Source organism: Kosakonia sp. Marseille-Q7440 (assembly GCF_965119485.1).
In genome coordinates this window covers 2,119,854-2,140,172 of the sequence record NZ_CBCPLT010000001.1, presented here as the reverse complement: position 1 = coordinate 2,140,172, position 20,319 = coordinate 2,119,854, and the positions used below count along the sequence as shown (strand labels likewise).

19 protein-coding genes are annotated in these 20,319 nt (G+C 55.0%); 9 read left to right on the top strand and 10 right to left on the bottom strand.

The window, feature by feature from the left end; translation table 11 throughout:
- Nucleotides 1–68 precede the first annotated feature (68 nt).
- Entirely contained in the window at nucleotides 69–410 is a 342-nt protein-coding gene (locus ACWPW2_RS09900) for a hypothetical protein (RefSeq protein WP_023478609.1), read from the bottom strand.
- A 427-nt stretch (nucleotides 411–837) separates the two neighbouring features.
- Here ACWPW2_RS09900 and ACWPW2_RS09895 point away from each other — a divergent pair, with 427 nt between their 5' ends.
- The 3 genes from ACWPW2_RS09895 (at nucleotide 838) to ACWPW2_RS09885 (ending at nucleotide 4,106) form a co-directional block, all read left to right on the top strand.
- Nucleotides 838–1,113, top strand: a complete 276-nt coding sequence (locus tag ACWPW2_RS09895; RefSeq protein WP_023478742.1) for a metal/formaldehyde-sensitive transcriptional repressor — start codon at nucleotides 838–840, stop codon at nucleotides 1,111–1,113.
- 30 nt (nucleotides 1,114–1,143) lie between these two features.
- The gene (locus ACWPW2_RS09890) at nucleotides 1,144–2,262 is read left to right on the top strand and encodes an S-(hydroxymethyl)glutathione dehydrogenase/class III alcohol dehydrogenase (RefSeq protein WP_023478640.1); all 1,119 of its coding nucleotides are present in this window, start codon (nucleotides 1,144–1,146) and stop codon (nucleotides 2,260–2,262) included.
- A 152-nt stretch (nucleotides 2,263–2,414) separates the two neighbouring features.
- Nucleotides 2,415–4,106 (top strand): methyl-accepting chemotaxis protein, encoded by a 1,692-nt coding sequence (locus ACWPW2_RS09885; protein ID WP_023478833.1) that lies wholly within the window; start codon nucleotides 2,415–2,417, stop codon nucleotides 4,104–4,106.
- 79 nt (nucleotides 4,107–4,185) lie between these two features.
- Here ACWPW2_RS09885 and ACWPW2_RS09880 read toward each other — a convergent pair whose 3' ends face one another.
- From ACWPW2_RS09880 to ACWPW2_RS09870, 3 genes are all read right to left on the bottom strand, one after another.
- Nucleotides 4,186–5,175, bottom strand: coding sequence for a YiiG family protein (locus tag ACWPW2_RS09880; RefSeq protein WP_454122762.1), 990 nt, complete (start codon nucleotides 5,173–5,175; stop codon nucleotides 4,186–4,188).
- A 193-nt stretch (nucleotides 5,176–5,368) separates the two neighbouring features.
- Entirely contained in the window at nucleotides 5,369–6,061 is a 693-nt protein-coding gene (locus ACWPW2_RS09875; RefSeq protein WP_279793446.1) for a DUF2076 domain-containing protein, read from the bottom strand.
- 147 nt (nucleotides 6,062–6,208) lie between these two features.
- Complete coding sequence (locus ACWPW2_RS09870) at nucleotides 6,209–7,132, bottom strand: LysR substrate-binding domain-containing protein (RefSeq protein WP_454122759.1); 924 nt, start codon at nucleotides 7,130–7,132, stop codon at nucleotides 6,209–6,211.
- 301 nt (nucleotides 7,133–7,433) lie between these two features.
- On the opposite strand from ACWPW2_RS09870, the gene hglS reads away from it, so the two are divergent.
- From hglS to rimL, 4 genes are all read left to right on the top strand, one after another.
- Complete coding sequence (hglS, locus tag ACWPW2_RS09865) at nucleotides 7,434–8,777, top strand: 2-oxoadipate dioxygenase/decarboxylase HglS (RefSeq protein ID WP_454122757.1); 1,344 nt, start codon at nucleotides 7,434–7,436, stop codon at nucleotides 8,775–8,777.
- A 340-nt stretch (nucleotides 8,778–9,117) separates the two neighbouring features.
- On the top strand, nucleotides 9,118–10,134 hold the full coding sequence (locus ACWPW2_RS09860) for an anthrax toxin-like adenylyl cyclase domain-containing protein (RefSeq protein WP_454122755.1): 1,017 nt from the start codon (nucleotides 9,118–9,120) through the stop codon (nucleotides 10,132–10,134).
- A 341-nt stretch (nucleotides 10,135–10,475) separates the two neighbouring features.
- A complete protein-coding gene (locus ACWPW2_RS09855) occupies nucleotides 10,476–12,131 on the top strand; it encodes a glucan biosynthesis protein D (protein ID WP_023478908.1) in 1,656 nt (551 codons plus the stop codon).
- A gap of 47 nt (nucleotides 12,132–12,178) precedes the next feature.
- The gene (gene rimL, locus ACWPW2_RS09850) at nucleotides 12,179–12,745 is read left to right on the top strand and encodes a 50S ribosomal protein L7/L12-serine acetyltransferase (protein ID WP_454122752.1); all 567 of its coding nucleotides are present in this window, start codon (nucleotides 12,179–12,181) and stop codon (nucleotides 12,743–12,745) included.
- 3 nt (nucleotides 12,746–12,748) lie between these two features.
- Here rimL and ACWPW2_RS09845 read toward each other — a convergent pair whose 3' ends face one another.
- The 5 genes from ACWPW2_RS09845 to ydcK form a co-directional block, all read right to left on the bottom strand.
- Complete coding sequence (locus ACWPW2_RS09845) at nucleotides 12,749–13,495, bottom strand: anti-sigma factor family protein (protein WP_454122750.1); 747 nt, start codon at nucleotides 13,493–13,495, stop codon at nucleotides 12,749–12,751.
- Nucleotides 13,492–13,986, bottom strand: coding sequence for an RNA polymerase sigma factor (locus tag ACWPW2_RS09840; RefSeq protein ID WP_454122748.1), 495 nt, complete (start codon nucleotides 13,984–13,986; stop codon nucleotides 13,492–13,494). The genes ACWPW2_RS09845 and ACWPW2_RS09840 overlap by 4 nt, the downstream gene beginning before the upstream one ends.
- Nucleotides 13,983–14,522 carry a cytochrome b gene (locus ACWPW2_RS09835; protein ID WP_454122746.1) on the bottom strand — a complete coding sequence of 180 codons (540 nt, stop codon included), beginning with the start codon at nucleotides 14,520–14,522 and terminating at the stop codon, nucleotides 13,983–13,985. Before ACWPW2_RS09835 ends, ACWPW2_RS09840 begins: the two co-directional genes overlap by 4 nt.
- Nucleotides 14,522–15,565: a catalase family peroxidase gene (locus tag ACWPW2_RS09830; protein ID WP_454123623.1), complete on the bottom strand. Its 1,044-nt coding sequence runs from the start codon at nucleotides 15,563–15,565 to the stop codon at nucleotides 14,522–14,524. The genes ACWPW2_RS09835 and ACWPW2_RS09830 overlap by 1 nt, the downstream gene beginning before the upstream one ends.
- Nucleotides 15,566–15,654: 89 nt before the next feature.
- On the bottom strand, nucleotides 15,655–16,635 hold the full coding sequence (gene ydcK, locus ACWPW2_RS09825; RefSeq protein ID WP_454122744.1) for a YdcK family protein: 981 nt from the start codon (nucleotides 16,633–16,635) through the stop codon (nucleotides 15,655–15,657).
- 111 nt (nucleotides 16,636–16,746) lie between these two features.
- On the opposite strand from ydcK, the gene tehB reads away from it, so the two are divergent.
- The gene (tehB, locus tag ACWPW2_RS09820) at nucleotides 16,747–17,343 is read left to right on the top strand and encodes a tellurite resistance methyltransferase TehB (RefSeq protein WP_454122742.1); all 597 of its coding nucleotides are present in this window, start codon (nucleotides 16,747–16,749) and stop codon (nucleotides 17,341–17,343) included.
- Between the two features lie 34 nt (nucleotides 17,344–17,377).
- Here the strand turns inward: tehB and pepT are convergent, their stop codons facing one another.
- Nucleotides 17,378–18,607: a peptidase T gene (gene pepT, locus ACWPW2_RS09815; protein ID WP_454122740.1), complete on the bottom strand. Its 1,230-nt coding sequence runs from the start codon at nucleotides 18,605–18,607 to the stop codon at nucleotides 17,378–17,380.
- A 106-nt stretch (nucleotides 18,608–18,713) separates the two neighbouring features.
- On the opposite strand from pepT, the gene ACWPW2_RS09810 reads away from it, so the two are divergent.
- Nucleotides 18,714–20,309 (top strand): ABC transporter substrate-binding protein, encoded by a 1,596-nt coding sequence (locus tag ACWPW2_RS09810; protein ID WP_454122738.1) that lies wholly within the window; start codon nucleotides 18,714–18,716, stop codon nucleotides 20,307–20,309.
- Nucleotides 20,310–20,319 lie beyond the last annotated feature (10 nt).

Here is a 20,319-nt window from a genome sequence, read left to right as displayed (position 1 = left end):
TCTTGCCGGGTTATAAAATGATCGATATATTCTTATGGTGAAATATAATATATCCACTGCGAAAGCGCCTAGGTCGAAAGTTTTATGCCATAGGGGCACAGCGGAAATAAGCATTCGTTTTGTTTATCACATTCGCGCAAAGAAATATTATCATTCCCTGGACATGAGCAACTATTTTTTAAAGTTTTCCAGATGGTGGGGAAATAGGGCATGGTATGGATAACTTTGAATTCATGCATTCTGCCATCCATGATAATTCCTTTTGAATCAGTAACTAATATATTCCCCGGGCGCAGGAAATAGTGGCCCCGGTACCAGACGATCACCGCTTTGTCCTGCTGTGTCCTGGCTAAAGCAAATGCCGTACCCGTGGCAGGGGAAACTAACATATCCGTAATATTCCAGCGCATACATCTTCCTTACATAATATCTACTCATTCGCCAGGAAGAATCTTAGCAAACAATATAGAAAGAACCTAAGCGAAACGTTAATTTAAGTTCAATATGCTAAACGAGAATAATATTTAAAAATTTTTACGCTAAGTTGTGCGCTGAAACATGCTAACGGGAACAGTGCCATGCGAAATTAATAACCTGAGTTAATATATGGTTATTTCACTGGCAGGCGAAAAGTCCCCTTTAACTATTATCTTTTGTGATGCTATCGAGATATCAATTCATAATTAATCCCTCAGTGGGTCAATCGACGAGCAGGATAATTAACGCATTTACCCCGCCAGCGCTTTTACAGCCATACTCTTTTTCTTCCTCTAACGTTTGTTTGCATGACCATCGCCGCTAAGTTACCATACCCCCCTATAGTATCCAGGAGGTTCTATGCCCCATTCACCTGAAGATAAAAAACGCGTGCTGACGCGGGTGCGGCGTATTCGCGGCCAGGTTGACGCGCTGGAGCGGGCGCTGGAAAACGGCGAACCCTGCATCGCAATTTTGCAACAAATCGCCGCCGTGCGCGGCGCAGCCAACGGCCTGATGGGCGAAATGGTTGAAATTCACCTGAAAGATGAGCTGGTCGCCGGCGAGACCACCGCCGATCAACGCGCAGTGCGGATGGCAGAAGTCGGCCATCTGCTACGCTCTTATCTAAAATAAGCAACACCGTATACATAAAAGGAAAGCGAGATGAAATCACGTGCAGCTGTAGCCTTCGGGCCAGGCCAACCCCTCAAAATTGTCGAAATCGACGTTGCGCCACCGAAAAAAGGGGAAGTGCTGGTACGCATTACGCACACCGGTGTTTGCCATACCGATGCCTTTACCCTTTCCGGTGACGATCCGGAAGGCGTTTTCCCGGCGGTGCTCGGCCATGAAGGCGGCGGCATCGTTGTGGAAGTGGGCGAGGGCGTCACCAGCCTGAAGCCGGGCGATCATGTTATTCCTCTGTATACCGCCGAGTGCGGCGAGTGCAAATTCTGTAAATCGGGCAAAACCAACCTCTGCCAGGCCGTGCGCGCCACGCAAGGTAAAGGTCTGATGCCGGACGGCACCACCCGTTTCTCCTATAACGGCGAGCCGATTTATCACTACATGGGTACCAGCACCTTCAGCGAATACACCGTTTGTGCTGAGATCTCGCTGGCGAAAGTCAACGAGGAAGCGCCGCTGGATAAGGTCTGCCTGCTGGGTTGCGGCGTTACCACTGGTATTGGCGCGGTGCACAACACGGCGAAAGTGAAAGAGGGCGATACGGTTGCCATCTTTGGCCTCGGCGGTATCGGGCTTGCGGCCATTCAGGGCGCGGTACAGGCAAAAGCGGGTCGCATCCTGGCTATCGATACCAACCCGGATAAATTCGCGCTGGCGAAAGAGATGGGCGCGACCGACTTTATCAACCCGAAAGATCACGATCGCCCGATTCAGGAAGTGATTGTGGAAATGACCGATGGCGGCGTTGACTACAGCTTTGAGTGTATCGGCAACGTCAACGTTATGCGCGCAGCGCTTGAGTGCTGCCATAAAGGCTGGGGCGAAAGCGTCATTATCGGCGTTGCGGGCGCAGGCCAGGAGATCAGCACCCGTCCGTTCCAGCTGGTTACCGGTCGCGTGTGGCGCGGTTCCGCATTCGGCGGCGTCAAAGGCCGCAGCCAGCTGCCGGGCATGGTGGAAGATGCGATGGCGGGCAAAATCCGTCTCGACCCGTTTATCACCCATCGTTTGCCGCTGGACAAAATTAACGAAGCCTTCGATCTGATGCATGAAGGTAAATCGATCCGCACCGTTATCCATTTCGGCGAAAAGTAATCTCCCTTCGCGCCAGCGGGCCCTCCGCTGGCGCAACCAAACTCCAAATCTGTGACCGCCGTTGCGCTTTTCACCATAAGAAAAATCCAATTATTGCCGATGCCTATATATCATTCCTTTGTACTTAGCAGACTAATACGAGAGTCGACGCCATGGATAACAAAGCAGCAATGCAACAAACACAAGGCATTGGTTTTATGCACAATATTCGCCTGGTTCCCCTTTTTTCCTTTATCCTTTCCGGCATTTTGGTGCTATTTGCCTTAAGTTCCGGATTAGCAGGTTACTTCCTGATGCAGGCCGACCGCGATCAGCAGGATGTGACGCAGGAGATCCAGGTGCGCATGGGATTATCTAACAGCTCCAACAACCTTCGCGTCGCCCGAATTAAATTGATTCACGCAGGTGCTGCAAGCCGTATCGCCGAAATGGAAGATGTAAAAACCAACATCGCCGAAGCGGAAAAGCGCATTAAACAGTCGCAGGAAAACTTTAAACAATATATGGACCGCCCGGTGAAAACCGAGGCCGACCTGACGCTGGATAACGATCTCACTGCCCGTTTTGACGCCTACACCGCCGGGCTGCAACCCATGCTGAAATATGCCAAAAACGGCATGTTTGAAGCGATTATCAACCATGAAAGCGAGCAGGCGCGCCAGCTGGATGACGCCTACAACGCCGTATTGTTGAAAGCGATTGAGATCCGCACCGAGCGCGCGCAGCACCTGAAAGAGGAAGCCCACAGCCGCACACAGCTTGGCCTGATCTTTATGGCCGCCGCGTTTGCTTTTGCACTGGTGCTGACCATCATCACCTTTACCGTACTGCGTCGTGTGGTCATTAATCCGCTGCAACGCGCTGCCCAGCGTATTTCACGTATCGCCTCCGGCGATCTGACGCTGCCGGACGAACCAACAGGCCGCAGCGAGATTGGGCGTCTGAGCCACGACTTACAAGCCATGCAGCACTCACTGGTTACTACCGTCGCCACCGTGCGCCAGGGGGCGGAAGAGATCTATCGCGGTACCAGCGAAATCTCCGCCGGTAACACCGATCTCTCTTCGCGTACCGAGCAGCAAGCGGCCGCGATTGAAGAGACCGCCGCCAGCATGGAGCAGCTTACCGCGACCGTGAAGCAGAACGCGGATAACGCGCATCACGCCAGCGGTCTGGCGCGCGACGCGTCAGGCAAAGCGACGAAAGGCGGCCAGATTGTCTCCGGCGTCGTGCAGACAATGGGCAATATCACCACCAGTTCGCGCAAAATCTCTGAAATTACCGCCGTGATCAACAGCATCGCCTTCCAGACCAATATCCTGGCGCTCAACGCGGCGGTGGAAGCCGCGCGCGCCGGTGAGCAGGGTCGCGGCTTTGCCGTCGTTGCCAGCGAAGTACGTACTTTGGCAAGCCGCAGTGCTCAGGCGGCGAAAGAGATCGAAGCGTTGATCAGCGAGTCCGTCAGCCTGATTGAGCAGGGCTCCGGCGAAGTGGTTTCCGCCGGGGAAACGATGGATGAGATCGTGACCGCCGTTAAACGCGTCACCGATATCATGCTGGAGATTGCCGCCGCATCGGATGAGCAGAGCAAAGGCATCACGCAGGTAAGCCAGGCGATCACCGAAATGGATAATGTGACGCAGCAGAACGCCTCGCTGGTTGAGGAAGCCACAGCCGCAGCTACGTCGCTGGAAGAGCAGGCCGCGCGTCTGACCCAGGCGGTCGGTGCATTCCGGCTGAACGGCGCAGAGGCGCAGCGCCAGAACAGCGCCACGCCGACGGCAAAACCGTTTACCCCGCAGCGACCGGCACTGGCGAGCGGTGATAACTGGGAAACCTTCTGACGTTGAGATAAATGTTGAGATAAAAAAAGAGGCCGGATTATCCGGCCTCTTTTATTTTGTCATTCAAGCAAACAGCAACTTAGCAGGTGCCGATATTGATCGCGTTGATGACGTTGTTGTAATGCTGCATCAGATCGCGAACATCATTTCCCTGCGTGGATTGCATCATGTGGAACTGCTTCGGCTCATTCGCCTCTTTTTCGTAGGTGCCATCTTCGGTATGACTAATCACATCACGACCGGTAGAGAGATAGGAGTTAGCGGTGAAGATCAGGCTTGAACACCCTTTTTTATTGCTCTCACGCATTTTGGCGTCATAAGCAGTCAGCGCTTCGTTGAACTGATCCAGTGATTTCTTGAAAGCGTCCTTTTTATCACCTAAACCTTCGCCATTAATAAAGCCACTGGCGGCATCCATGCTCTCTTTCAGGTAGTAGATAGAGCCGATGCGGTAATAAGCAGCGGTGTCTTTCGGCGTTTTCTCGTATTCGGCTTTAATACGCTCGCGGTCTTTTTTATCAATGGCATTTAAGAAATCTGCCTGCGCGACAACCAGTTTCTCCATTGCACTAATAAACTTCGGCTGCAATTCGCGGCCTTTGTCACCGTTGTCGCTTTTATAGGTTTTGGAGTTGATGTAGTTATAGAGTTCGCGGTTGACGGGTTCAGCCTGCCCCAGCGCTTCGCTATAGCGAGTGGCCGAGTCATCGAGATCTTTCATCGCTGGCTCCATCGCGTGGGCTTTATCTAACAGATCCTTGACGCGAGGGATGGTGGTGTCAGAACCGGGGAAGAAGAGATCGCTCCGCGACTTTTCTCCGGAGAAGGCAGGAGCAATATATTTTTTATACTGATCCAGTTGCTCACCAAATGAGGAGGAGGACATATTAGCCGCCTCAATATAAGAGTTATATTTTGTGATCTCAGCTTGTTCTGCCGAGCTTTGCGAGGCTTGTTGAGGCTCATCTGCTTTTTTATCGTCACACGCCGACAGCGCAAACAAGCAGGCGGCAACTGCCAGCGATCGAGCAATTGTTTTTGCGAACATTCCCTTCTCCATATTCAGCATATGATGGTGTTTTTTTGAACCCACCTGGTGTGAGTGCTGCGTAGCGTAGCATCAATATATGATGCACTTTGCGCAGACTACTGGATCTGGTAGGGAAAGCGGAGAGGGGAGTGATGGGCTGGATCTACGCGATATGGCGCTGAAACAGGCCGGATAGCTGCGGTGCTATCCGGCGCAGGAAGTGATTTAAGCGTTAAATAAAGCTGTCGTCATCGTTACTGAAATCGTCACTGCCGAAATCATCATTTTGATAATCGCTGACGCTGTCTGCCTGGTAAGGATCGCTATTGTCGAGAAAGTGCGTGTCGGAAGCGTTATTAAATGCATCGGAATTAAACGCATCATTTTGCGTGACGTCGCTTGCGGCGGCCGCTGGCTCTTCGATGATATTAACGATCTCTTGCGGCTGGGAGTGGTGAAACATACTGGTCAGCATATCGGCGATCACCACACCGCCTGCCACGCCCGCAGCGGTTTGTAGCGCGCCCGCCATAAATCCGCTCCCGCGCGACGCAGTAGGTGGCTGGGAAGCATACTGCTGCGGTTGTTGTTGCACCGGCGGCGCGCCCCAGTTTTGCGCGGGCTGAACAGGCTGGTTTTTATTACCGCCAAACAGACCGCTGAGGAAGCTGCCGCCGCCGGATGAGTGCTGGCTCTGCTGCTGCGCCAGCTGATTTTCCAGCTCCTGCACACGCGCCTGCATGCGTTTTAATGCCGCTTCCTGGATCAGCATCGATTGCGCCATATAGTAGGGCGCAGCCGGCTGCTGCCTGACCAGTTCGGCAATCTGGCGCTCGGCTTGCGCATCGCGCTGGCCGTTTTGTTGTTCAGCCTGTTTCAGGCGCTGAAAAAGCCCATTGATAAGCTGCTGTTCATCATATTGCATAACAATGATCTTCCTCTTGCTGTCGTGAGTACCTTTGAGTCTATCAGCGCCTTTCGCTGGCGTCCTCGTGCTGAAATGTTTGTTTAAGATTGGTTTCAGGTAAAGGTAAACAAGCCTCTTTCACAGCGAATTTAGAGCAGAGAAGCATCAATCGGGCAGCGTTTTACGGATATAGCTGATTAAGGTGAGCGCCGCCGGTGAGAGCGGGGCGTCGACGCGGGTGATAATACCAATCGGATCGCCGATGCCCAGCGGTGGAATAGGCAGCGCCACCAGGGAGCCAAGGCGCAGATCGTCTTTCACCGCGCCAGAGGGGACAAACCAGACATAGTCATATTCGACGGTCAACTGCCGCGAAAGGGAGGCTGAGAGAGTTTCAATACAGCCTGTCGGCAGGGTGCAATTCTGGCTGGCGAGCAGTTCCTCGGCGTTCTGTCGCGGCACCGTGCCCTGCGGCAGAACCACCACCGGCCACTCCAGCACCCGGCTCAGGGTGACGGTGCTCTGCAACAGCGGGTGGCGCGGGCGCACCACCAGTTCAAGCGACTCCAGAAACAGCAGTTCATAGTGTAAGCCGCACATCAGGTCAGGATCGGACATGCGTCCGATACCGACATCCAGCTCGCCGGTCTTCAGCCCGGCCAGCAACATCGGGTTATTAGCGGTCGCCACCTGAATAGTGATATCTGGCTGCTGCTTGTGCAGTTGGCCAATCACGGCCGGTAAAATACCCAGCGCCGCTGTGGGAAGCGCGCCGACGCGAATCAACTCACAATTTTTCTCTTCCTGATCGCTTAACGACTGCCCGGCAATATTGACCGCGTCCAGCACCCGCACCGCATGGCTTAAAAACTGCTCGCCAACGTGGGTAAGCTGCGCGCCCATGCGTCCACGCTCAAACAGCCGTTTGCCGGTAAGCTGTTCAAGTTCATTTAAGGTCTTTGAGAGAGCAGGCTGGCTCAGGTTGAGTGTTTCAGCAGCGCGACCCAATGTTCCTTGTTGCGCGACCGCGACGAAAGTATGCAGGTGGCGCAGTCGGATGCGCTGTGAAAAGAGAGCGTTTTTTTCCATAAGATAATGTTAAAACCGAGTGGCGAAGGTGGCTCGCAGATTTGTTTAATTTTGATAACCAGTTTGCAAAATATTATTAACATCCAATCCTTTTGAGTTACAAACACATTCTGCCCGCAATGTGACGAAACCAGCATGTTTCCAGGGTTTTGTCCGCGCTGCGTTCCATAATCTTTTGTTATGTTCGAATACGAACGGAAGAGGCGCGTTTTTTGCCACGATCACACTTTGTAAATTTCCCCGCACGGGCGCGTGCAGGCTTCTCTACACTCCAGAGATAATAGCGTGGAGAGAGAAGACTATGACGTACAGCATCACGGCAGATGAGATCAGGGAACAATTTTCACAGGCGATGTCGGCCATGTACCAGCAGGAAGTCCCGCAGTATGGCACCTTGCTGGAGCTTGTGGCTGATGTGAACATGGCTGTACTGGAACACAATCCACGTCTTCACGAACAGCTGGTGAATGCCGATGAGCTTGCCAGGCTGAACGTCGAGCGCCACGGCGCGATCCGCGTCGGCAGCGCGGAGGAGCTCTCCACCCTGCGGCGCATGTTTGCGATTATGGGGATGTTCCCGGTCAGCTATTACGACCTCTCCCAGGCAGGCGTGCCGGTTCACTCCACCGCCTTTCGTCCGATTGACGATGAGGCGCTCTCACGCAATCCGTTTCGTATCTTCACCTCGCTATTACGCCTGGAGTTGATTGAAAACGAGACGCTGCGCGACCGGGCGGCCGCGATTCTTTCGAAGCGCGACATCTTCACGCCCGCCTGTCGGCAACTGATTGAAGTGCATGAACTGAACGGCGGCTTTACCACTCAGCAGGCGCAACTGTTTGTCAAAGAGGCGCTGGAGACGTTCCGCTGGCATCGCCATGCCACCGTCGATGAAAAAACCTATCAGGCGCTGCATGACGAGCATCGCTTAATTGCCGATGTAGTTTGTTTCCCCGGCTGTCATATCAACCACTTAACCCCGCGCACGCTGGATATCGACCGGGTGCAGGCGCTGATGCCGGAGTACGGCATTGAGCCAAAAATCCTCATCGAAGGGCCGCCGCGCCGCGAAGTGCCAATCCTGCTGCGCCAGACCAGTTTTAAAGCTCTTGATGAGCCGGTGCTGTTCAGCGGCGAGCATCACGGTACCCACACGGCGCGCTTTGGTGAGATTGAGCAGCGCGGCGTCGCACTGACGCAGAAAGGGCGCGAACTTTACGACCGGCTGCTGAACAGCGCCGGGACGGGCAAAGATAATCTCACGCATCAGCTCCATTTGCAGGAGGTGTTTAAAGCCTTTCCCGACAGCGAGATGCTGCTGCGCAAGCAGGGGCTGGCCTGGTTCCGCTATCGCCTGACGCCGACCGGGGAGGCGCACCGCCAGGCGATTCGCCCCGGTGACGATCCGCAGCCGCTGATTGAGCGCGGCTGGGTCGTGGCGCAGCCCATCATCTATGAAGACTTCCTACCTGTCAGCGCCGCCGGGATTTTTCAGTCCAATCTCGGGAATGCTACCCAGGCGCGCAGCCATGGCAACGCCAGCCAGCAGCAGTTTGAAGCCGCGCTCGGCTGCCCGGTGCTTGATGAGTTTGCCCTTTATCAACAGGCTGAAGAGCGCAGCAAACGCCGTTGCGGGCTGCTTTGACAGGGCAAAGTCAGATTTTTGCTCTCATTTGCATAAAAATGCATGCGCATACAGCTACCCTGTCAGGCTCTTTTCCCGCCTAATAAACCTTCACGAAAGGCCGCCAACCAGGCGGCTTTAACCTCTGATTCATGTTGCCTTAGCCAGTAACTGGCCCCCATTTTAATGCTCACTGCAAATGGGCGCAGCAAGCGCCCGGCGCGGATCCTTTTTTACGAAGTCTCATCGGCGACAGCCATCGCCAAGCCTTGTACATCACAAGCGTTCACGCTTTCCCTCTTCAGTGCCAAAAAACACTATGCTTAAAAAGCAACCTTCTTCCATTTATGCGGAGTAACCTATGTTTGCGTACATGGCAAAAAAAAATCTGCACGCGCAGCGTTCAGAGGACGTTAATGAAGATCAAGGGGATAGTCACCTGACCGCTGGCAGGCATACAACCATAACCGATTTACTCTACGCCGATGCGTTTAAGCGTGTGGCGATGAAATACAATGTGGTGCTCGGGATCAGAATGCCCAATCCTTTGGGTAGGACGCTATTAAGCGAAGGTTATCCTTCGAAAAATTTTCATATTAAAGCGAAATCAAGTCAGACTGGACCGACAGCAGGATTTATTGCGGAAAAGCCGGTTTATTCCAAAATTTCGCCGTCTTCTCACCATAAACAGAGTGATTATATCGCCTCGGCGGTAAAAAAAGGCGCTTTAGCCATTGATTTAAAAATCAGCAAATACCGTATAAATGAGCTCATCAGCACCGGAAACTTAACGGAGATGGGTAATGGTCATTATTACGCTGACTATCCCAGTGGACGCCAGGAGTTTATTATCAACAGCGATGGACAGGTGTTTGATGATAAATCCAATCCTGTGCGGGTAATGACCAACCCACCTGAATCTGGTAGTGATTATGCTGACTCCAGGCCCATCACCGCAGATTATGATTTATTTTCTATCATTCCAAATGTTAACCAATCGGTTAATGTCCGGCCATTAACATCATCACCAAAAGCCCTGCGGGGGAATTTCAAACAGGATTTTCTCAAACCAAAAGCCTTACCCGGCCAGGGTGAGGATGCCAACATGGGCAACTTGCATTTTTTTGGTATGACTATTGTTCAGGCATTAAACAGAGAAATAGCGAATGAGGGATATAAGGGGGGGAAACTCGTCTGGCACAATGATGAAACGGGTAATCCTTTCAGCCCTGGTTTTGATATTGCTGATAGACCCATATTTATTCATCCTGCCGGATATGTTATTCAGATTAACTCGAAAGCCGAGTTGCTGGATTTCTATGCGCAACTCAGAAAAGAAAAATATGCTCCCGAATACAGTCCGGTCTTTGGCTTTTAACTCTCTCGACTCCGGTATGGCGTAACGACATTGTTGCGCCTGGCTTTCCTGAAGATATTTCAATAAAACGGGACGTTGCCCCCGATTACGAGTAGCTATGCCTGGAATGAGAACACACAAGGGAAGTGTTTGGCTTTAGTGGCAAACAGATCTTTACATAGTTTTCAGGCTGCTCCTAAAGCCTGGGAAAATTTCGCGATTTGCTCAGATAATCAGCGGCCAACAATTGGATTCTCAATGAATTTTGTCTAGAGTGGTGCCTTCATCAGTCATACGCTTTTGCCGCTGTTTCGCGATATCGCGAAATGCCATTTTACGACCAGAAGGACGTGTTACCAGGCATGAACCGCAGACGATTTATTCAAGCATCCATGGCCCTCGCGGCAACTTACGGCACCACTGGCGTTGCCTCGCTCTTCTCGCGAGCGGCATCTGCAGCGCAGACCGACATCGCCGATGGTCAAAGCCGCCGTTTCGACTTCTCCGTGCTGCAATCTATGGCGCACGATCTGGCCGAACAGCCATGGGGAGGCGCGCCGAAAGCGCTGCCGCCGACGCTGGCTAACCTGACGCCGCAAGCCTATAACAGCATTCAGTATGATGCGCAGCACTCGTTATGGAATAACGTTGAAGGCCGCCAGCTGGATGTGCAGTTCTTCCATGTCGGCATGGGTTTTCGCCGCCGCGTGCGCATGTTCTCGCTGGATCAGGCGACCCACCAGGCGCGTGAAATTCACTTCCGCCCGGAGCTGTTCAACTATCACGACGCGGGCGTTGACACCAAACAGCTTGAAGGGCAGAGCGATCTCGGCTTTGCCGGTTTCCGCGCCTTCAAAGCCCCGGAGCTGGCGCGCCGCGACGTTGTCTCGTTCCTCGGCGCGAGCTATTTCCGCGCGGTAGATGACACCTTCCAGTACGGCCTCTCCGCGCGCGGCGTGGCGATTGACACCTTTACCGATACGCCGGAAGAGTTCCCGGACTTCACCTCGTTCTGGTTCGAAACGGCGAAGCCGGGCGATACCACCTTTACCGTCTACGCGCTGCTCGACAGCGCCAGCCTGACCGGCGCCTATAAGTTCGTTATCCACTGCGAGAAGAGCCAGGTAATCATGGAGGTGGATAACCGCCTCTACGCCCGTAAGGCGATCAAGCAACTGGGCATCGCGCCGATGACCAGTATGTTCAGCTGCGGCAATAACGAGCGCCGCGTCTGCGATACCATCCACCCGCAGATCCACGACTCCGACCGCCTGGCGATGTGGCGCGGCAACGGCGAGTGGATCTGCCGCCCGCTGAATAACCCGCAAAAGCTGCAATTCAATGCTTTCCAGGATGAGAACCCGAAAGGCTTCGGCCTGCTGCAGCTCGACCGCGATTTCAGCCACTATCAGGATGTGATGGGCTGGTACAACAAACGCCCGAGCCTGTGGGTAGAGCCGCGCAATAAGTGGGGCAAAGGCGCGGTGAGCCTGATGGAGATCCCGACCACCGGCGAAACGCTGGATAACGTGGTCTGCTTCTGGCAGCCGGAAAAACCGATTAAAGCCGGCGACGAGCTGGCCTTTGAGTATCGCCTCTACTGGAGCGCACAGCCGCCGGTGCGCTCACCGCTGGCAAACGTCTATGCAACGCGAACCGGCATGGGCGGCTTCCCGGAAGGCTGGGCGCCGGGCGAGCACTATCCGGAGAAGTGGGCGCGTCGTTTCGCCATCGATTTTGTCGGCGGCGATCTGAAAGCCGCCGCGCCGAAAGGGATTGAGCCGGTGATTACGCTCTCAAACGGGGAAGCGAAACAGGTGGAGATCCTCTACGTCGAGCCGTTTGACGGTTATCGCATTCAGTTCGACTGGTATCCGACCAATGCGTCGACCGACCCGGTAGAGATGCGCATGTTCCTGCGCTGCCAGGGCGAGGCGATCAGCGAAACCTGGCTCTACCAATACTTCCCACCCGCGCCGGAGAAGCGGAACTACGTAGATGACCGCATCATGCGCTAAGCTTTTTAATCGCCCCCTAATGGGGGCGATGTTTTTCAGGAGGAACGATGTTACAGGAACCGACTTGCCCGGATGCGGTGATTAAGGTTGACGAGCAACTCACGCTCGAAATGATTGATGAGTGCTTTGTTCACGATCTTCACCAGTTGATTGTCAAAAACCGCGACAGCTTACAGCGCTATCTCGACTGGCCGCAGTATGTCACATCCATTGAGACCACCCGTAAAACCGCCCAGAGCAACCGGCTGTTACATCAGCGCGGTTACGCGAAGATGTTCCTGATCCTGCACGATCACCTGCTGGTCGGTGTTCTCTCCCTCAATGCCATCGAGCCGACCAACAAAGCGGCCTACATCGGCTACTGGCTGGATGAAGCGGCGCAGGGGCAGGGGATTTTGTCCCGCGCGATGCAGGCGATGATGCGCTTTTACGCCGAACGCGGCGATATCCGCCGCTTTGTCATCAAATGCCGGGTTGCTAACGAGGCCAGTAACCGCGTCGCAGAGCGTAACGGCTTTACCCTCGAAGGCTGCCAGAGAGAGGCCGAATTTCTCAACGGCCGCTTCGACGATCAGAATATCTGGGGCAAAATCGTCACGCTCAATGATGAATAAGCCTTAGCTGTTCGCCTGCGAAACCGCTTTTCGCAGCCCGTTTACCGCCGGGGAGTTCAGCGGCGTAACCAGCGCGTAATTGTAGTGATCGTCGCTCCAGTACTGCGTCATCACATCCTCAGCCTTGCGCTCACCGTGGGGTAATTTCCCCGGGCTTAAGGGGCGGATATACCAGCCAACCCGCGTGCCGCGCGGATCCTGATACATAATCAGCGCCGCCGGACCCTGCGCCGTGGCAACAAGCCGTGCGCCGACCAGCGTAAAGCCATACTGCTCCAGATTTGGCGGCTGATTGCCGTTGATAAAGTAGCGCCCGACCCAGTGGGTAAGCTCCGTTTGCTGCGTCGTCGCCACATCCATTGGGGTGATAGCGGTGTTATCAAACAGTTTGTAGGCCTGTACCGCGTCCTCCATCGGCGCATGCGCCAGCGCCATCTGTGACTCTTTCAACTGCCAGCCGGTAAAACCGCCGACGCCGAGCGCCATCACCAGCGCGAAGGCCGTTGCCAGCTTCCACTGCCGCAGCTGACGCTGCTGGCGGCGCAGCGCGCGGGGTTCCGGCATCTCAAGCGAAACAGTATGGCGATCCATTGCCTGGCGCAGGCGCTGCGCATCCTGCCGCCAGCCTGCAACCTCGCGGGCGGCCTGCGGGTTTTGCGCCAGATAGTGTTCAATGCGCGCTGAGGTCGCCTCATCGGTCTCGCCATCAAGCCAGGCGTGCAGATCGTGTTCATCCGGTGGCAACGTCATTTCAATCTCCTTAACGCTAACGGCGTTGGCTGGCCTTCCAGTTTTTCATGCAGCATTTTGCGCGCCCGTGACAGGCGTGACATCACCGTGCCGGGCGGAATGTCGAGGGTTTGCGCCACCTCTTTATAACTCAGCCCTTCAACGCTCACCAGCAGCAGCACGGCGCGATACTCCGTCGGCAGCGTGGCAAAGAGGGCGAGCGTGTCATCGGCAATAGCCAGCGACTCGGTGGTAAAACCACCAGGTTCTTCGCCGGTGAAAAAGGTGAGCACTTTCAGGTAGCGTTTGCGCCGCCGTTCACCATCGACAAACTGACGATAGAGAATGGTGAAGAGCCAGGCGCGCAGGCTCTGCTCGCTATTACGCTGCCGCGTAAGGGCTTTCGCCAGGCAGCTTTGCACCAGGTCTTCCGCAGTATGCGGGTTATGCGCCAGCCACAAAGCAAAGCGGTAGAGATGCGGCATCACCTCGCGGATTTCATCATCGTTCATCGTCTGCGGCTTCCCGACATGCTCTCAAACACCCCATCGCGCAGCACCAGTGCATGCAGCAGTGCGGCGGCGAGGTGCGCCATTACGGTGACAAACAGCGCCAGCGCCACCACAGAATGCAACGGACGCAGCAGCGCATACCAGTCATTATTCACCGGGACTATCGGTGGCAGCACAAATCCACCGCCGAGCGTCACCGGATAACCAGCCGCCGAGAGCATCGCCCAGCCAATTAACGGTTGTGCCAGCATCATCGCATAGAGCGCCCAGTGCGAAAGATGCGCCATCGCGCGTTGCCAGACCGGCAGCGAGGCAGGCAACGGTGGCGTGGCGGTATAGAAGCGTAACCACAAACGCACCAGCGCCAGCAGAAAGATCATCAAACCCAGCGGTTTATGGATCGTCACCAGCAGGCTGTGCAGGGAGGAGACCGTAGAGACCATCACGACGCCGATAAACAGCATTGCAATAATGGCGGCGGCCATCAGCCAGTGAACCGCGCGCAGCAGCGGGTGGAAATAAGCGACCTGTTTCATCAGTGGGCTCCGGCTTGTTCGCGGGTGCGAAGGTTGTAGGATTTGGCATACGCGGATGAACGGGCATTCAGCAGCGGGTCGTTCGAGGCGGCGATACCGTCCGGCAGGATCAGCGGATCGTAATTGATGTCATTGCAGTCACCCTGCGCCTGCTCAACGGCGCGGTTCAGCACCAGCGTACCGGCATTGATCGTTTGCCGCCCGGCAGGCCAGGCCCGCGAGGCATCGCTGCCGTCATCCTGCGCGTTGGCGACGGTAATGACCAAATCCCACTTCAGCGAGGCCTGATCGAGGCGCTGGCGCAGATCGCGCTGTAAAAAGTTTTTATCCTGCTTCTGCTCTGCGCTGATGGGTTGATAAGGCGTCTGCGGCACCATGCTCCAGCGAACCAGCTGCTCGTTGCCAGTTTTGTCGATCATGCGAAAGGCATTTAGGCTGTTAAAGCGGTCACTGGCCCAGCTGCTGGAGGGCACGTTCGCTTTTGCCCACGCGAGAAAAGGCGCGGCTTCCGGGTGCTTCTCAAGAAACGCTTTTACCTTTGCCGGGTCCGGTTTGCCGGTGGCGGGATCGAGGCGCGTTGCCAGTTGCATATCATAAAAACCCTCTACGCTGCGCACCGGGAAAAAGGGCATCGCGTTCATGCCGGTGCGCCACTGCTCGCCGTCCGGGAGTTCAAAGGCCAGCGCCAGGCTGCGCACCGGCACGGCGTAATCCGGCGCGGAGGGGTTGCCGCCCGCAATAGCAAAACGGCCAATCACCGGCGTAGTTCCCGGCGCAAACAGCGCGGCGCGAGAGATAACGCCTGCCTTGCCGCTGGAGATAAACTCGCCGCTGACGCAGATCCCTTTGGCATGGTTGCGGCGAAAGCCGGGGTGCTCGCCGCCGGACTGCTGTAACGCATTAACGAGTTTGTCCGAAGTGAGCCGTTCGGGCGCCAGCCAGCCGCCGCCCCAAAGAAACAGCAGCATAACCAGAAGCGGCACCAGGCCAATCAGCGCAAGGCGCACCGTTAGCTGCGTGGAGGTTAAAGGAGTGTTGTTCATCATTCGCTCATCCTGCTCATAGTGAGCAGATAAGACGAAGGGCGCGGCGCTTTATTCCCGGCGGATGAAAATAAATTTATAGGTGCTTGTCAGAGTGAGCCGACCAGCGGGGTGCGGGTGATGTGTTGATCGCCGTTAACTACTTTCGGGCCGCGCAGCAACAGGCTGTCATCCTCTGGGGCAATAATCACCGCGTTATCGGCGATCTCCACTTCATGCGCGATAAGCACATTTCCCTCGATGCGCGCGTTGCCCTGAATCACCACCTTTTCATCGAGCTGTAGTGGCCCGCCGCGCAGCTGCGCATGGCCGCCAACTAATACGTGATGTTTCAGTACACAATTGCCTTCGACGCGGGCATTTTCCGCCACCTGCGCACTGTAACGAAGGGTCGGGATCTCATCCTCCTGTCGACCGGCAATCACCCGGGCGTAGCCATAGACTTTGGCGCAGTCGCACACCCAGACGTCGTTAATCTCATTGCCGTCGAGGAGAGCAAAATCAAACACCTCGGCGCGGTGCTCGATAAAGGCGTAATTGACGATGGCATCGCCATAAATTTGCGCCTGGTGAACCACACGCGACTGGCTGACCGTCGCGCGATCGTAAATTTGTAGTACCTGTTCGTGCTCCTGGGTTAACCCACGCGCAGCAATGATGTCGCAGCCGCTAAGGATGCGCGCCTCATCGCGCAACTGGCAGACGCCGCGCACGGTAGAGGATTGCACCGTGACGTTGTCACGCAAAATCGCGCCGTGGCTTAGCTCGCAGCCATCTACCCAAGCGTTATCGCCGATCTCGACATTCAGGCAGATGACGCACGATCCCGTAATGCGCGCGTTGCCCCGGATGCGGCAACCATCAAACACCATGCTGTTTTCATCGTAGATCCAGCAGTTTCCCTCCTGATCGAGCACCTGCTCATCATCAACCCAGCCGCCTGCGCTGCCGGCGGTGACATCATTAAAATCGCGCAGGGCGATAATCTGGCGCAGCGCAACGCTCTTTTTCTCGCCGCCCAACTGATAACTGAAGAGGCGCGTCTCATCACTGAGGCGGTATTTGCTCATGCTTATCTTCTCCGGGTGTCATCACTTAACCGTAGCAAATATTTGGGCGCTGGCTATCAACGGGTGAAATTCATAAAATGCATGCAAAATACCAATTAAAGGCTGTGAATAATGACCATGCGTGATGAGAACTACTTTACTGAAAAATATGGGATGACCCCGACGCACTCGGAAGTGCTGAACGCGATGAATTACATCACGCCAGGCAAGGTGCTCGATCTCGGCTGCGGTAACGGGCGTAACAGCCTCTACCTGGCAAATAAAGGTTTTGATGTCACGGCCTGGGATAAAAACCCCAACAGCCTGAGCAATCTCCAGCGCATCCGTGAAGCAGAAGGGCTGAATAACCTGCATATCGACAGCGTTGATTTAAACAGCCTGAGCTTTGAGGGCGAATATGATTTTATTCTCTCCACCGTGGTGATGATGTTCCTCGAAGCGAAAACCATTCCGGGGCTGATTGCGAACATGCAGCGCTGCACCAAACCGGGCGGGCATAACCTGATTGTCGCGGCGATGGATACCGCCGATTACCCGTGCAATGTCGGCTTTCCGTTTGCCTTCAAAGAGGGTGAGCTGCGTAACTACTACGCGGGCTGGAAGTTGCTGAAATATAACGAAGAGGTGGGGGAGCTGCACCGCACCGATGAGCAGGGCAACCGCATCAAACTGCGCTTCGCCACGCTGCTGGCGCATAAACCGGCGTGATAAAAAAAGCAGCCCGTTGCCGGGCTGCATTATCTTAACGGGCCGCCAGCAGGCAGAGCTGTAACGCCACGTTGTAGGAGGCTTCAAACGCGCGCAGGGGTAAAAACTCAAAGCGCGAGTGGAAGTTGTGCGCGCCAGTAAAGAAGTTTGGCGTTAACAAACCCTTAGCCGAGAGCGCCGCACCGTCTGTACCTCCGCGCATCGTCGTCGGTTTCGGCGTAATGCCGAGCGTCTCCATCGCTTCGAACATCAGGTCGATGGCGCGGCGGTCCTCACCAATCGCGTTGCTGATATTGCTGTAGATATCGCTGACGCGGTACTCCACTTTTGCCGTCGGGTATTGCGCGGCAATCATCTCAGCTACCTCGCCAATCTGCGCTTTACGGCGGGCGAAACTCTCTTTATCGAAATCACGAATGCTGGCGCTCAGGCTGGCATGTCCCTGAACGGCTTCCATGCCGTTAAACCAGATATAGCCTTCGCGGCCTTCGGTATTTTCCGGCGTCTGCTGGCGGTCGAAATGGCTGATGTAATCCATCGCCATCAGCAGCGGGTTAACCAGCACGCCTTTGGCCGACATTGGGTGCGCAGTCACGCCAGTAAAGTCGATCTGCGCGCTGGCACCATTGAAGTTCTCGTAAACAATCTCGCCCAGCTCGCAGCAGTCGATAGTCCACGCGAAATCGACGTCAAAACGCGCCAGATCCAGCGCTTTCGCGCCGCGCAATCCAACCTCTTCATCGGGAACAAAGGCCACCACAATATCGCCGTGGCGTTGCTCTGGTGTCAGGTTCTCCAGCAGCGTCATCACCACCGTTACTGCGGCTTTGTTATCCGCGCCGAGCACGCTGGTGCCGTCGCTGAAAATAATCTCCTCCCCGGGATAGGCGAGGATCTCCGGGTGCTCCTGCACGCGCAGCCAGATATCTTCTTTGGCATTGAGGCAGAGATCTTCTCCCTCAAAACGCAGGATCTGCGGATGAATATGCGGCGATAAACCGACATCAACGGTGTCGATATGGGTGATAAAACCGATGCGCGGCGCGCCCTCAACGTTGCCTTTTTTCACGGCGGTAACGGTGGCGCAATTGTCGATAACAATCTCCTCAAGACCGAGGGATTTCAACTCGTTGGCCAGCTCACGGGCCATATCAAACTGGCCGGGCGTAGTGGGAAGGGTGGTGGCATTTGCGTCGCTTTGACTGGTGATACTCAGGTAGCGAAAGAAGCGCTGCGTTAATTGACTGGCTAGCGGCGAGGGCATAGTGATTCCTTCTTTATTCGTATTATCAGGTGTTTGCAATTTCACTTTAATGTTATTTATGAGCAGGCAAACAACAAGCATTAAAAATAAAACAACAGGAAACACTATGATTAGCAAACCGACAACACTTGCTCTGGCGTTGACCACGTTGATAGTCACTTCTTCTGTGGCGGCAAAAACACTGGTTTATTGCTCTGAAGGCTCACCGGAAAACTTTAACCCACAGCTTTACACCTCCGGCACCAGCGTGGATGCCAGCGCGGTTCCGGTCTATAACCGGCTGGTCGATTTCAAAGCCGGTACCACCGAGTTACAGCCGAGCCTCGCCGAGCGCTGGGAGGTCAGTGAAGATGGCAAGGTCTACACCTTTCATCTGCGAAAAAATGTGAAGTTTCAGAGCAATAAATACTTCAAGCCGACGCGGGACTTTAATGCTGATGATGTGATTTTCTCGTTTATGCGGCAAAAAGATCCTAAAAACCCCTACCACAACGTCTCTAACGGCACTTACTCCAATTTTGAAAGCCTCGAATTTGGCTCACTGATTACCGCCATCGATAAAGTCGACGATCACACGGTTCGCTTTACGCTGGCGCACCCCGAAGCGCCGTTTGTCGCCGATCTGGCGTGGTACTTCGCCTCGATCCTCTCCGCCGAGTATGCCGATGCGATGTTTAAAGCCGGTACGCCGCAGCGCGTCGACAGCGATCCGGTCGGCACCGGGCCGTTCCGCCTGGCGCAGTACCAGAAAGATTCCCGCATTCTCTTCACCGCTTTCGATGACTACTGGCAAGGGCGATCAAAAATCGACAGGCTGGTGTTCAGCATCACGCCGGATGCCTCGGTGCGCGTGGCGAAGCTGGAGAAAAATGAGTGTCAGGTGATGCCGTTCCCGAACCCGGCCGATCTGCCGCGCCTGAAAGAGAACAAAGATATTACGCTGATGAGCAAAGCGGGGCTGAACACCGGCTTCCTCGCCTTCAACACGCAAAAAGCGCCACTCGATAATGTCAAAGTGCGCCAGGCGCTGGCGATGGCGATTAACAAACCGGCGATCATCAAAGCAGTCTTCCAGGGCACCGGCACGGCGGCGAAAAATCTGCTGCCGCCGGGCGTCTGGAGCGCGGACAGCGAGCTGAAAGATTACGACTACGATCCGCAAAAAGCGAAGGCGCTGTTGAAAGAGGCCGGGCTGCCGCCGGGCACCACCATCGATCTCTGGGCGATGCCGGTTCAGCGCCCCTATAACCCGAACGCCAAGCGTATGGCGGAGATGATCCAGGCGGACTGGGCAAAAGTGGGCGTGCAGGCGAAAGTGGTGACCTACGAATGGGGCGAATATCTGAAACGGGTGAAGGGCGGCGAACACCAGGCGGCGTTAATGGGCTGGACCACCGCCACCGGCGACCCGGATAACTTCTTCGGCCCGCTCTTTACCTGCACTGCCGCTAACGGCGGCTCTAACTCGGCGAAGTGGTGCTACAAACCCTTCGATCAGCTGATTGCTGAAGCGAAGGCGACCACCGATCACGACAAACGCGTCGCGCTCTATAAACAGGCGCAGCAGATGATGCATGACCAGATGCCGGCGGTGATGATTGCCCACTCGACGATTTTCGAGCCGGTGCGCAAAGAGGTGCAGGGCTATGAGGTCGACCCGTTTGGCAAACACCTCTTCTGGCAGGTGGATCTGAAAAAGTAAGCGCTTTGCC

What these genes read in the sequence shown, in the direction of transcription:
- ACWPW2_RS09900 (WP_023478609.1), bottom strand. Translation starts at nt 410, where the DNA reads ATGCGCTGGAATATTACGGATATGTTAGTTTCCCCTGCCACGGGTACG.
- ACWPW2_RS09895 (WP_023478742.1), top strand. Translation starts at nt 838, where the DNA reads ATGCCCCATTCACCTGAAGATAAAAAACGCGTGCTGACGCGGGTGCGG.
- ACWPW2_RS09890 (WP_023478640.1), top strand. Translation starts at nt 1,144, where the DNA reads ATGAAATCACGTGCAGCTGTAGCCTTCGGGCCAGGCCAACCCCTCAAA.
- ACWPW2_RS09885 (WP_023478833.1), top strand. Translation starts at nt 2,415, where the DNA reads ATGGATAACAAAGCAGCAATGCAACAAACACAAGGCATTGGTTTTATG.
- ACWPW2_RS09880 (WP_454122762.1), bottom strand. Translation starts at nt 5,175, where the DNA reads ATGCTGAATATGGAGAAGGGAATGTTCGCAAAAACAATTGCTCGATCG.
- ACWPW2_RS09875 (WP_279793446.1), bottom strand. Translation starts at nt 6,061, where the DNA reads ATGCAATATGATGAACAGCAGCTTATCAATGGGCTTTTTCAGCGCCTG.
- ACWPW2_RS09870 (WP_454122759.1), bottom strand. Translation starts at nt 7,132, where the DNA reads ATGGAAAAAAACGCTCTCTTTTCACAGCGCATCCGACTGCGCCACCTG.
- hglS (WP_454122757.1), top strand. Translation starts at nt 7,434, where the DNA reads ATGACGTACAGCATCACGGCAGATGAGATCAGGGAACAATTTTCACAG.
- ACWPW2_RS09860 (WP_454122755.1), top strand. Translation starts at nt 9,118, where the DNA reads ATGTTTGCGTACATGGCAAAAAAAAATCTGCACGCGCAGCGTTCAGAG.
- ACWPW2_RS09855 (WP_023478908.1), top strand. Translation starts at nt 10,476, where the DNA reads ATGAACCGCAGACGATTTATTCAAGCATCCATGGCCCTCGCGGCAACT.
- rimL (WP_454122752.1), top strand. Translation starts at nt 12,179, where the DNA reads ATGTTACAGGAACCGACTTGCCCGGATGCGGTGATTAAGGTTGACGAG.
- ACWPW2_RS09845 (WP_454122750.1), bottom strand. Translation starts at nt 13,495, where the DNA reads ATGACGTTGCCACCGGATGAACACGATCTGCACGCCTGGCTTGATGGC.
- ACWPW2_RS09840 (WP_454122748.1), bottom strand. Translation starts at nt 13,986, where the DNA reads ATGAACGATGATGAAATCCGCGAGGTGATGCCGCATCTCTACCGCTTT.
- ACWPW2_RS09835 (WP_454122746.1), bottom strand. Translation starts at nt 14,522, where the DNA reads ATGAAACAGGTCGCTTATTTCCACCCGCTGCTGCGCGCGGTTCACTGG.
- ACWPW2_RS09830 (WP_454123623.1), bottom strand. Translation starts at nt 15,565, where the DNA reads ATGAACAACACTCCTTTAACCTCCACGCAGCTAACGGTGCGCCTTGCG.
- ydcK (WP_454122744.1), bottom strand. Translation starts at nt 16,635, where the DNA reads ATGAGCAAATACCGCCTCAGTGATGAGACGCGCCTCTTCAGTTATCAG.
- tehB (WP_454122742.1), top strand. Translation starts at nt 16,747, where the DNA reads ATGACCATGCGTGATGAGAACTACTTTACTGAAAAATATGGGATGACC.
- pepT (WP_454122740.1), bottom strand. Translation starts at nt 18,607, where the DNA reads ATGCCCTCGCCGCTAGCCAGTCAATTAACGCAGCGCTTCTTTCGCTAC.
- ACWPW2_RS09810 (WP_454122738.1), top strand. Translation starts at nt 18,714, where the DNA reads ATGATTAGCAAACCGACAACACTTGCTCTGGCGTTGACCACGTTGATA.